At 64.1% G+C, this 11,037-nt stretch carries 8 protein-coding genes and 1 pseudogene; 5 read left to right on the plus strand and 4 right to left on the minus strand.

The features are described from left to right. Positions 1-159: 159 nt before the first annotated feature. The 4 genes and pseudogenes from APH33_RS22180 to APH33_RS22195 all read right to left on the minus strand — a co-directional run bounded on the left by APH33_RS22180 (position 160) and on the right by APH33_RS22195 (position 7,679). Complete coding sequence (locus APH33_RS22180) at positions 160-4,686, minus strand: hemagglutinin repeat-containing protein (protein ID WP_054887198.1); 4,527 nt, start codon at positions 4,684-4,686, stop codon at positions 160-162. Between the two features lie 27 nt (positions 4,687-4,713). Continuing rightward, positions 4,714-6,393, minus strand: coding sequence for a ShlB/FhaC/HecB family hemolysin secretion/activation protein (locus APH33_RS22185; protein ID WP_054887199.1), 1,680 nt, complete (start codon positions 6,391-6,393; stop codon positions 4,714-4,716). A 161-nt stretch (positions 6,394-6,554) separates the two neighbouring features. After that, positions 6,555-6,974 (minus strand): annotated as a pseudogene (locus APH33_RS22190) (murein L,D-transpeptidase family protein); the annotation flags it as partial. A gap of 153 nt (positions 6,975-7,127) precedes the next feature. Beyond that, the gene (locus APH33_RS22195; protein ID WP_054887201.1) at positions 7,128-7,679 is read right to left on the minus strand and encodes an NUDIX hydrolase; all 552 of its coding nucleotides are present in this window, start codon (positions 7,677-7,679) and stop codon (positions 7,128-7,130) included. A 126-nt stretch (positions 7,680-7,805) separates the two neighbouring features. Between APH33_RS22195 and APH33_RS22200 the strand changes: the two genes are divergently transcribed. The 5 genes from APH33_RS22200 (at position 7,806) to purT (ending at position 10,977) form a co-directional block, all read left to right on the plus strand. Beyond that, positions 7,806-8,405, plus strand: a complete 600-nt coding sequence (locus tag APH33_RS22200) for a CoA pyrophosphatase (RefSeq protein WP_027920115.1) — start codon at positions 7,806-7,808, stop codon at positions 8,403-8,405. 44 nt (positions 8,406-8,449) lie between these two features. Beyond that, a complete protein-coding gene (locus APH33_RS22205) occupies positions 8,450-8,974 on the plus strand; it encodes a gamma carbonic anhydrase family protein (protein WP_054887202.1) in 525 nt (174 codons plus the stop codon). Further along, positions 8,967-9,170 (plus strand): DUF1289 domain-containing protein, encoded by a 204-nt coding sequence (locus tag APH33_RS22210; RefSeq protein WP_054887203.1) that lies wholly within the window; start codon positions 8,967-8,969, stop codon positions 9,168-9,170. The genes APH33_RS22205 and APH33_RS22210 overlap by 8 nt, the downstream gene beginning before the upstream one ends. A gap of 80 nt (positions 9,171-9,250) precedes the next feature. Further along, positions 9,251-9,718, plus strand: a complete 468-nt coding sequence (locus tag APH33_RS22215; RefSeq protein WP_027920112.1) for a VUT family protein — start codon at positions 9,251-9,253, stop codon at positions 9,716-9,718. Positions 9,719-9,795: 77 nt separating this feature from the next. Beyond that, a complete protein-coding gene (purT, locus tag APH33_RS22220) occupies positions 9,796-10,977 on the plus strand; it encodes a formate-dependent phosphoribosylglycinamide formyltransferase (RefSeq protein WP_054887204.1) in 1,182 nt (393 codons plus the stop codon). Positions 10,978-11,037 lie beyond the last annotated feature (60 nt).

Here is an 11,037-nt window from a genome sequence, read left to right on the forward strand (position 1 = left end):
CATCCCAAGGCAGGCACCAAGGCGGATCCTGTTGGCGGTACAGGAGTAACTGGCCCGAAACAAATGTGGGAGCGGGCTTGCCCGCGATGCGCCGCGCGGGCGGCGCTCGATCTCACAGGCGCCGAACATCCCAAGGCAGGCACATCCGTGCCTCACCCCTTACTCCGCCTTACCCCCCTGCACACTGGAAACCCACTGCTCACTGCGGCTATGCCCACTGGTCCGCAACAGCCCCAGGTCCAGCGCATTTTCGCCATCCGCCGCGCCTTTGCCCTTGGCCATCTCGGCAATCGCCGTGCCCAGGTCCACCGGCGAATTGGACGCATCGACCGACACGTCCCGACGATAATCGTTGCCACTCAGGGTTTCCCGGCTCACCGAGCTGGCATCGAGCGCGACCGTGCCCTTGGCCGACTGCAGCCGCGCGCCAACCAGCTGGGCATCACCGCCCACTTTCAACTCGATACCGTCGCTGCCCTTGAGTACTGCCTGCTGCCCCACGCTGTCACGCTGCACATGCGACACCTGAAGGCTCAAGGTCGGCGAGAAGCCCGGGTCGGCCTTGCTCAAGGCCGACCCGGCTTTCTCCTTCACCTTGCCACCCAGTGGCCCGGCCAGCGAGGTGGCGGCGTTGACATAGCCCTGCGGGTTTTTCTCCTGGCTCAAGCGTGCATCGCCCTCCACCGTCAAGGTGTCGACGCTGTCCTTGCGGCTGGCGATGCGCAGGTCGCCATCGATCGCGCCGGTGATGCGCCCGGCTTCCAGGCTGGCGCCTTCGATGCGGGTATCACCCCGGCCTTGCAGGTCGATGGATTCGGCGCGCAGGTTGCTGGCGTTCCAGGTCTGGTTGTCGCGCTTGTCCAGCCCGACCTTGGCCCGGCCATGCAGGCCACGGGTGTCGGTGCTGCCTGCGGTCATGTTGAAACCGGCACCGGCGGTGATCTCGAGATTGTTGCGCTGCTCCTGATTGGAGGAGGCTTCGATCAGCATGCCGCCGCTGGACGCGTTGAGCGCGATCTGTTCGGCGGATGCCTGCAGGCCCTCCAGGTGCAGGGCGATGTCCTCGCGAGCCGCGCTGCTGAGGGTCAGCTTGCCGGCACTGGCGAACTGGGCATCGACGGCCTGACGGGCGTTTTCGTCCTGCTTGCCATGGGTGAAATGGCCACCGATGCCGCCGCCTTTGGCCTCGCCCATCTTGGCTGCCAGCTCCAGGCCACCGCCAAGTTTGCCGCCGTGGGCCTGCTGGGTGTCGCTGCCTGCCTTGACCTGCAGCAAGCCATCGCTGTGCAGGCGAATATCGCCGACCTTGGCTTCCCGACTGCCGATACGGGTGCCCTCCAACAGCAGATCACCCGCGCTGCTCAGGCGGACTGCCCCCTTGGCGTCGATCTGTGCCACTTGCGCCTTGGCTTGCACGGCTTGCAGCTGCGCGTGGTCAAGGTAGCCTCGGGCATCGAAGCCGGTGCTGCCGGGGCGGTTGCCGACCTTGGCCCACGCATTGCCGTCGAGCTGGCGAGTCATCTCCTCGGTGCGGTCGTTGGCCTGGGGCAGCGACAGGTTGCCTTCACTGTGGATGACCACCTCGCCTTCGCCCCCCTCGATGCGGGTCCCCTCATATCGACCATCGCTACCCAGCTGGACCTGAATACCCTGTTGGCCATAAAGGCTGCCCGGAACTGCGGTGCTGGCCGTTGCCTGCTTGCCCAGCGAACCCCCCTTGCCCGCGCCGCGGGCGTTCAGGTCACTGCCGGAGCTGGTGTCGACGCGCAAGTCACCGCCAAAGGCCAGGCGCTCCACGCTGTCCTCCCGGGTATTTTCGGCGGCGCGCATGCTGTGCCGTTGCGCATCGATCTGCAGTTGGCCGCGGTTGGCACGCCAAGCGGTACCCTGGTCATCGATGACCTCGGCCTTGACCTGGACGTGTGCGCCAGACAGCTCGCTGACCTGAGCAAAGCCTCGACGCTGGTTTTCCAGGCGCTTGAGGTGCTCGAGGGTCATGTCGGCACCAACGCTGGGTGCCACCATGGCGTCTTCGGGCGATGCCTGCTGGAAGCGCGCGGCCTCCTCGCCCAGCACCAGCCGCTCGATCGGCCGGGTCAGGTCACGGTACTCGACGCTGGCGCCGAGGCTGCCGGACCACTCGCTACGAAGTTCTTCGCGTTCATAGGTATCGAGCACAGCACGGTTGTCGATGCGCTTGGCGCTCACTTTGAGGGTATCTCCGGCAGTGACGCGTGCCGCTTCGCTCACCAGCTCGTCAGCATCGACGCTCACGTTGCCACTGGCCTGCAGTTCGCTGCGTTGGGCCTTGCTGTCGCGCTCGGTCACCACGGTGCTGTTGTGATGGCCTTCGAACAGGCTGCCCAGGCGATCGATGCCGCCGGTGACGGTCAAACCGCCGCCGCTCTGGCGAGTGCTGGTGGTCGATTCGCGCTCATTGCCGGTGGCGCCGAGCGTCACTTGCCTGGCCTTCACATCGAGGTCGCCCGCAGCGGCCTGGACCTTGGAACCCTTCACTTGCAGGTGCCCCCCGCTGCCCAGGCCAACGGTAGCCCCCTTCAGCTCGCTGGCGACTTGGGCGGTTTCGCGCACATTTTCGCTGCCGGTGGTCACTTCATAGGCCACGCCCGCCGCATACTGGCGAGACTCCGGCTTGCCGTCTTCGGCTTGCTGGGTTTGCCGGGCACTGGCAGTCAAACCCCATTGCCGATCACGGCTTTCGATTTCCTTGACCGCTTGCGCACTGCCGATAAGCAGATCGCCCTTGGCTTCGACCTGCAAGTGCGCGCCAGCCTCGACCTTGGCGCCCTGGATGCGCATCTCTTCGGCACTGGCCAGGCGCAGGTTGCTGGACGACCTGACATCGCTGACCAGCACTTGCTGTTCACGTTTGGTGCTCTGCTGATCATTGCCGAACAGGCCGAACAGCTTGCTGTCGCTGTTGCGCTCGGTGGACCGGCTACTGCCATGGTCCGCTTCGATCGCCAGCGCGCCCTTTTCGCTGTAGAGCACGGCATCTTTTTTACCGTACACGGTGCTGCCCTTGATGCTGACCTGGTCGGCATGGCCATTCAGCTTGCCATCCGCAGTGACGCTGCTGCCGGCAACGCTCTGGCCCTCGGTGTCGTTGCCCTTGCGATTGCCGAAGAAGGTGCCGGAGACCAGGTCGCCCCGGTAGTTGCCGTCGTTGCTGCGGTGCTGCAGGGTGGTGGTGCCGACCTCGACCTGCTTGGCATTGAGGTCCATGTCGCCGCGGCTATGCAGGTTGCTGCCCTCGACCTTGAGTGTGTCCTTGGCGTTGACGGTCATGCGCTGGGCGCTCAGCGAGCTGGGCCGAGCGGTTTCGGTGTACTGGTCGGTATCGCTGTCGCCGCGCCAGAGGTCCTTGCGGTGACGCACCTGTTGCTTGAATTGCTTGCTGTCGATACCGGCCGCGATGTCCAGGTTGGCACCGCTGTCGAGGGTCATGTCACCCCCTGCCTTGACCTCGGCGGCGACCAGTCGCATGTCGGCGCCGGACTGCAAGGCAATGCTGTCGCTGCCCTGCAGTTGCACACCCCGTTGCTGGCGCTCGGTGGTAGTGCTTTCACGGCTATAGGTTTCGCGGGTGATGAACAGAAACTTCTTATTCCAGCTGTCGCGGTCGTGGTTGATGGTTTCGCGGGTCTTGGCGTCCAGGGTGAGTTTCTTGCCGGCCTTGGCCTCGATGCGCTCGGCCTTGCCATCGACAGCGCTCAATGTCAGGTCATCGGCGGCGGTCAGAAGCAAGGTGCCTTGTTCAGTGTTTAGTTCGGCAGGGTTGGCGGCTTCGCCGCTGATGTCCAATGAGCCGGCCGAGTGAATGACAATGCCGTTGTCGGCCTTTACCTTCGAGCCCATGCGCACGCCTGCACCTTCGGCAGTGCTCACCACGCGAATGCGCCCGGCGCGCATGGCACCGAACAGCTTGGCGTCGATGCTCGACGGGGTGCCCGGCAGGTGCTCGAGCACCTGGCCGTCGGCATGAGCGATGCGATTGCGGCCAACGGTCACGTTGAGGTCACCCTTGGCCATGAGCAGGCCTTGCTGGTCCACCTTCGGGGCAATCAGATCAAGCGCGCCCTCGGCATTGCTCTGTCCGCCCTGAAGCACTTGCAATGTGCCGCTGGCATTCAGTGAGTTGAAATGGCGCAGCTGTTCTTCCTGCAATTCGGGCGTGCCGACCACGAACCCTGCGCGGGTGGTGTTGATGAAACTGCCGCCATTGAGGGTGATACCGTTGGGGTTGGCGAGGATGTAGTCGGCAGGGCGGCCGAAGATTTCCTGCGGGCCTTCGATCAGCGAGGCGTTGCGGCTGACCACTTCATTGAGAATGGTCGACGCTGCCTGGCCCCGGAACTGCGGGTTGGCGGCCAATGCGCCGGCCAGTTGCGACTGACCTGGCTGCAGGGCGTTGTTCAATACCACACCGGGGCGGGCAACGTTGTAGTCGAGAAACTGGTTGTGCGACAGGCCACTGGCATTGGGCGCTACGATGTCGATCACCGGTACGCCATGGTCATTGTTGATGATCGGGGTGCCTGCCGGGCCGCTGGCGGCCTCCAGCCCACCCTGCGCGAAAGCGCTTGCGGGGCTGAGCAATGCGAGGAAGATGGCCCAGCGCAAGGTATCCGGGCGGCTAGACGGTAACGGCGAGAGTGTCTGCATGTTCTCGTTCTCTTTGTTGTGGGTGAATCAGATGCTCAGGGTGCACTCCAGTACCCAGAAGCCAGGCTCCAGACGGGAGCGGGGCAGGTCGCTGGTGTAGAGGGCGCGTTGGTAGTCGAGCCGCAGCCGGGCGTTTGTCAGGCTCAGTTCGATGCCGGCGGCTGTGCCAGCCAGGCGTTGCGAAGGCTTGCCCGTGGCGGGCCGGGTCCAGCCCACATCCAGGCCGAGGTAGGGCCGTATCTGCAGGGGGTGGGCCCAGTTCGCCGGTAGCGGCTGGCTCAAGGTATTGCGCCAGGTCGCGCCGCTGGCGCCGGAGTAGGTGCTCAGGCGAAAGCCCCTTACGCTCGAGTCGTCGCTGACCAGTAACTGCTCGATGGCCGGCAACGCGTGTTCGCTGTACTGCAAGGCCAGCTCGCTTTGCCAGCGCCAAGCTGTGCCAGTCGGGCCCTGGCGCAGGTGCAGCAGGCTGGCGCGGTACTTGCGAAAGTCCGGGCGCAGGCGTTCGGCACCCAATGGCCCCTCGTCGGCAGCGAACCAGTCCAGGCCCTGGGCAACGCCCAGGTACCCGTTCCATAAACCGCCTTCCAGCCACAGTAGGTTGATGCCAGCCTCGACGCTGGTGAGGGTTGGGCTCTGCTGGGTGACGACGGCACCGGCGCTGCGGTTGACCAGTTGCTTGCGGTCCAGCCGCGTGCTGGCGCTGAGCAGGCCTTGCTGGTTGCGCCACAGCACCCGCTCGATGCTCAGGCCTTGGTAGCTGCTGCTGCCGTCGCTGCTCTGCCGGCTGTGCGGCAGTGGCGCATCGTAGCTCAGTTGGCTGGCGTTGAGGGCAAAGGTCCAGGGGCCATAGGGGATGCTGTAGTACACCGTGATGCCTTGCACCTGGCCGGGGGCGTGCAAGACGCTGGAGAGCAATGTCACGCGCAGGTCGTCATTGAGCCCGAGCGGGCTGTCCAGGCCGAGGCCCAGGTTAAGGCGGTGGCGGCCGGTCAGCTCACTGCCACGGTTATCCAGGCGGCTGTCCAGGTGCCAGCGTGAGCCGACCGTGTGCGGTTGCAGTACAACCTGGGTACCGCCCTGCAATTCGCCGGGCAGCAGGTCCATGCTCAGGTCGTAGGCACGCAGGCGATTGAGTTGGTCGAGACCTTGTTCGAGGTCGGGCAGGTACAGCGGTTGGCCCACTACGCCAGGGAAGGCGCTCTGCAGCGACAGCGGCAATGCGGGGCCGGAAAGTTCGATGGATTCGACGAAGCCTTCGACGATGACGATGTCCAGTGGTGCGTCATCGCCAGGCTGGCGGCGCAGGTAGGGATGGCTGGTCGGGAACCCCGCACTGACGTACAGCTGGGTGATGCCCTTGAGCAGGTTATTGATGTCGTTGATGCCCATGCAGGGCAGCAGCCACTTGCGTAGCGCGGGCTCGAGCGCCTGGTCTGCAAGTTGGCGGTTGCCGATGATGCGCACGCCGGAGACGGCCCAGCACTGATCGCCGACCGACTGGGCAGCTGCCTGCTCGTGGCGCTCGGGTACAGGCGGCTGTTGCCAGCGCTTGAGCCGCTGTTGCTGTTCGAAATGCCGCAGGGATTGCTGCTGGTCGCGCAGTTGCAGGCTGGCAGGGTCGTCAGCCAGGACCGTGTGGGAGATCAGCATGCCAGCCAGGCAACCGGCGAGCAGCCTGCTGGCGGCGTGAAGGAGTCGGCATTGCATCAGGCACCCTCGCAAATGGCGTACGGGTTACGTACTCGTTTGCGTGGATGCTAAGAACTCAAGCCGTCGGTTGGATGCAGTCCCTGGCCTAAGCAGGATGTAGGGCAGGTGTGTATTTGAAGTATGAAACGTCCTACAAGCTCAATCTGAATGCAGGACTATCAAGGGCGAATCTCGATCAGGGTGCCGTCGCGGACCAGGTCCCAGACTTCCTGCATGTCGCGGTTGCGCATGGCGATGCAGCCGTCAGTCCAGTCGAGCGTGTGGAAGTACCACTCAGGGTAGTTCTCGTCGATCGGCGTGCCGTGGATCATGATCATGCTGCCAGCGCTCCAGCCTTCGCGGTTGGCGCGGGCGGCGTCGCTGATGTTCGGGTAGGTGATGTGCATGGCCAGGTTGAAGCGGTCGCTTTCCTTGCGCCAGTCCAGCCAGTACAGGCCTTCAGGGGTCTTCTTGTCGCCCTCGCGTTCCTTGGCACCCTTGGGCTGCTTACCCAGGGAGATGCGGTAGGTCTTCAGCGGTTCGCCGCGGCTGATCAGCTGCAGGCGGCGCTCGGACTTGATCACCAGCACCTTGTCGATCAGCGGCTGCATGGCCGCTTGGGATTGCGACTGGGCCGGCACTGGCGGTTGCGGCTTGCGAATGATGACTTCGGTGAAGGCCGCCTGGGACACCGTGGTAACGCAAAGGCAGAAAAGGGCGAACAACCAACGCATGAAGCAGTACCTGAGAGCTTAAGTGGTGGGCGAAACATTCATCGGCGGCAGGTATTCATGGCCAATCGGGTAGTGCTGCCTGATGCGGTCGCGATAATAGCATTCTAGTGTGCGAGTGACGGTGCGGAAAGCCAGCTCGCCCCACGGGATTTCGTGTTCCTCGAACAACCGCACCTCCAGGCTTTCGACGCCAACGGCAAAATCCAGGTCGGCCAACTCGGCACGGAAGAACACATGCACCTGGTTGATGTGCGGCAGGTCGAACAGCTGGTACAGGGCCATGTCGCCGACCCGGGCGCAGGCTTCCTCGTCGGTTTCGCGACGGGCGGCCTGGTCGAGGGTCTCGCCGTTTTCCATGAAGCCCGCCGGTAGCGTCCAGAAGCCGCGGCGCGGCTCGATGGCGCGACGGCACAGCAGCACCTGGCTGCCCCAGGTGGGCAACACCCCGGCGACGATGTTGGGGTTCTGGTAGTGAACAGTCTGGCAAGACTCGCAGACGAACCGCAGGCGGCTGTCGCCCTCGGGAATCTGCTGAATGACTGGCTGGCCGCACGCGCTGCAAAATTTCATGCTTTTCTTCCCTCTTGACGGGGTTATCTTGGCGCGCCAGGCGGGGCTGCCGCAAGCGCACGGGGCTTGGGTGCTTCGCGGCTTTGGTGCATCATGCAAGGCAGGCCTTGGAAACGAGAGTGCGCAATGCTGGACGAGCTACTTCGCCGTATGAGCAACCACCAACCCGCTTCACTGGAAACCGACCGACGGTTCCCCGAGGCGGCGGTACTTTTGCCCATCACCCGCAGCGAAGCGCCCGAGCTGGTCTTGACCCTGCGTGCCAAGGGGTTGTCGACCCACGGCGGTGAAGTCGCCTTTCCTGGTGGCCGCCGTGACCCGGAAGACCCGGACCTGGTGTTTACCGCGCTGCGCGAAGCCGAAGAAGAAATCGGCTTGCCGCCCGGCCTGGTGGAAGTGATCGGCCCACTCAGCCCGCTGATTTCCCTGCACGGCCTGAAAGTGACCCCGTTCGTCGGCTTGATCCCGGATTTCGTCGAATACCGCGCCAATGACGCTGAAATCGCGGCAGTCTTCAGCGTGCCGCTGGAATTCTTCCGCCAGGACCCGCGTGACCACACCCACCGTATCGATTACCAGGGGCGCAGTTGGTACGTGCCCAGCTACCGCTACGGCGAGTACAAGATCTGGGGGTTGTCGGCGATCATGATCGTCGAGCTGGTCAACCTGTTGTATGACGCCGGTATCAGCCTGCATCAACCCCCCGAGCGTTACATCGAAATCTGAGCGGCGCACACCCCGCCGTCTGCGTGAACCCCTGAGGAGCAAACATGAAATACCGCCTGGGCGACCATCGGGTCGAATGCCACCCCACCAGCTGGGCCGCACCCAATGCCACCCTGATCGGCAAGGTGCGCCTGCAGGCCCGTGCCAGCGTGTGGTTCGGTGCGGTACTGCGGGGGGACAACGAACTGATCGACATCGGCGAGGACAGCAATGTCCAGGACGGTACGGTGATGCACACCGACATGGGCTCGCCGCTGACCCTGGGCAAGGGCGTGACCATCGGCCACAACGCCATGCTGCATGGCTGCTCGGTCGGCGATTACAGCCTGATCGGCATCAACGCCGTCATCCTCAACGGCGCGCGTATCGGCAAGCACTGCATCATCGGCGCCAACGCGCTGATCCCGGAAGGCAAGGAAATTCCTGATGGCTCGCTGGTGATGGGCTCGCCGGGCAAGGTGGTGCGCGAGCTGACCGAGCAGCAGATGCGCATGCTCGAAGCCAGCGCTGCGCACTATGTACACAATGCCGAGCGTTATGCGCGGGAGCTGGTGCTTGACGATGAGTGACGTAGCCGTAGAACGGCCGGTGGCTTCGCCGTGCGTGAGCATTTGCGCACTGGACGAGCAGGATATCTGTACCGGCTGCCAGCGTACCGTGGCCGAGATCGGCCGCTGGGGAAGGATGGACAATACCGAGCGCCGGGCGGTGCTCAAGCTGTGCCATGAGCGGGCAGTGGCTGCAGGATTGATTATCGGGGCGTAATTTTGCGCTGGCTTCTTCGCGGGTTTACCCGCGAAGAAGCCAGCGGTAATCTGTCAGGCTTGCCCACAGACAACCTGCCCATGTTCTATCTCATTGCCTATATCAGTAGCGTAGTGCTGATCAACTACGCCTTCTCCAGCGCCCCGCACCTGGACATCATCTGGTCCTGCTGGGGCGGCCTGGTGTTCATTCTGCGCGACATGGTGCAGACCCGCTTTGGCCATGGCGCGCTGATTGCCATGCTGCTGGCCCTGGTGCTGTCGTACGCCACCTCGGAGCCGGCCATTGCCTTGGCCAGCGCCACCGCGTTCTTCGTCTCCGAGCTGATCGACTGGCTGGTGTTCAGCATCACTCGCCGGCCGCTGCGTGACCGCCTGTGGCTGAGCTCGGCGCTGAGCATTCCGGTGGATACCTTCATCTTCTTCGGCATGATCGGTGCGCTCACACCGGCGGTGATCGGCACCGCCATGGCGTCTAAATTCGCCGGTGTCACGGCCGTCTGGCTGGCCATGGCATTTCGTGCGCGGCGGGCCGCTGTCGCGGGCTGATGGTGTAGAATATTGGTCCTTTTTCAGCGGGCCGTGCCAAAGCCTGGTGCGGCCCCGGACGCCTTCGAGGACCTGAAATGACCCGTATCGGAACCCCATTGTCGCCAACCGCGACCCGTGTGCTGCTCTGCGGCTGTGGCGAGCTGGGCAAGGAAGTGGTGATCGAACTGCAGCGCCTGGGCGTCGAAGTGATCGCCGTCGACCGCTACGCCAATGCCCCGGCGATGCAGGTGGCGCACCGCAGCCACGTGGTCAACATGCTCGATGGCGTTGCCCTGCGGGCAATCATCGAAGCGGAAAAACCGCACTACATCGTTCCGGAAATCGAGGCCATCGCCACCGCCACGCTGGTCGAGCTGGAGAACGAAGGCTTCAACGTGGTGCCGACCGCACGCGCCACCCAGCTGACCATGAACCGTGAGGGCATTCGCCGCCTGGCGGCCGAAGAGCTGGACCTGCCAACCTCGCCGTACCACTTCGCCGACACCTTCGAGGACTACACCAAGGCCGTGGCCGACGTCGGCTACCCCTGTGTGGTCAAGCCGGTGATGAGCTCTTCAGGCAAGGGCCAGAGCCTGCTGCGCAGCGATGCCGACCTGCAGAAGTCCTGGGACTACGCCCAGGAAGGCGGCCGTGCCGGCAAGGGCCGGGTGATCATCGAGGGCTTCATCGACTTCGAATATGAAATCACCCTGCTGACCGTGCGCCATGTCGGCGGTACCACCTTCCTCGAACCGGTGGGTCACCGTCAGGAGAAGGGCGACTATCAGGAATCCTGGCAGCCGCAAGCCATGAGCGCGAAAGCCCTGGCCGAGTCGCAACGCGTGGCCAAGGCGGTTACCGATGCACTGGGTGGCCGTGGTCTGTTCGGCGTGGAGCTGTTCGTCAAGGGCGACCAGGTGTGGTTCAGCGAAGTTTCGCCGCGCCCGCATGACACCGGCCTGGTGACCCTGATTTCCCAGGACCTGTCGCAGTTCGCCCTGCACGCCCGCGCCATTCTCGGTTTGCCGATTCCGGTGGTGCGCCAGTTCGGGCCATCGGCTTCGGCGGTGATTCTGCCGGAAGGCCAGTCGCAGCAGACCAGCTTCGCAAATCTGGGCGCAGCCCTGAGCGAGCCTGACACGGCGATTCGCCTGTTCGGCAAGCCGGAAATCAATGGCACCCGTCGCATGGGTGTTTGCCTGGCACGTGATGAATCGGTCGAAGCGGCGCGGGCCAAGGCGACCCGTGCTTCGCAGGCGGTCAAGGTCGAATTCTGATCCGAGATTGTACGGGGCTGCTGCGCAGCCCATTCGCGGGACAAGCCCGCTCCCACAGGA

Source organism: Pseudomonas sp. NBRC 111130 (assembly GCF_001320485.1).
In the GTDB taxonomy this organism is placed as follows: Bacteria; Pseudomonadota; Gammaproteobacteria; order Pseudomonadales; family Pseudomonadaceae; genus Aquipseudomonas; species Aquipseudomonas vlassakiae.

Bases quoted from the DNA above. Each gene is read 5' to 3' on its own strand.
- APH33_RS22215 (WP_027920112.1), top strand. From the start codon at position 9,251: ATGTTCTATCTCATTGCCTATATCAGTAGCGTAGTGCTGATCAACTAC.
- APH33_RS22195 (WP_054887201.1), bottom strand. From the start codon at position 7,679: ATGAAATTTTGCAGCGCGTGCGGCCAGCCAGTCATTCAGCAGATTCCC.
- APH33_RS22185 (WP_054887199.1), bottom strand. From the start codon at position 6,393: ATGCAATGCCGACTCCTTCACGCCGCCAGCAGGCTGCTCGCCGGTTGC.
- APH33_RS22205 (WP_054887202.1), top strand. From the start codon at position 8,450: ATGAAATACCGCCTGGGCGACCATCGGGTCGAATGCCACCCCACCAGC.
- purT (WP_054887204.1), top strand. From the start codon at position 9,796: ATGACCCGTATCGGAACCCCATTGTCGCCAACCGCGACCCGTGTGCTG.
- APH33_RS22200 (WP_027920115.1), top strand. From the start codon at position 7,806: ATGCTGGACGAGCTACTTCGCCGTATGAGCAACCACCAACCCGCTTCA.
- APH33_RS22210 (WP_054887203.1), top strand. From the start codon at position 8,967: ATGAGTGACGTAGCCGTAGAACGGCCGGTGGCTTCGCCGTGCGTGAGC.
- APH33_RS22180 (WP_054887198.1), bottom strand. From the start codon at position 4,686: ATGCAGACACTCTCGCCGTTACCGTCTAGCCGCCCGGATACCTTGCGC.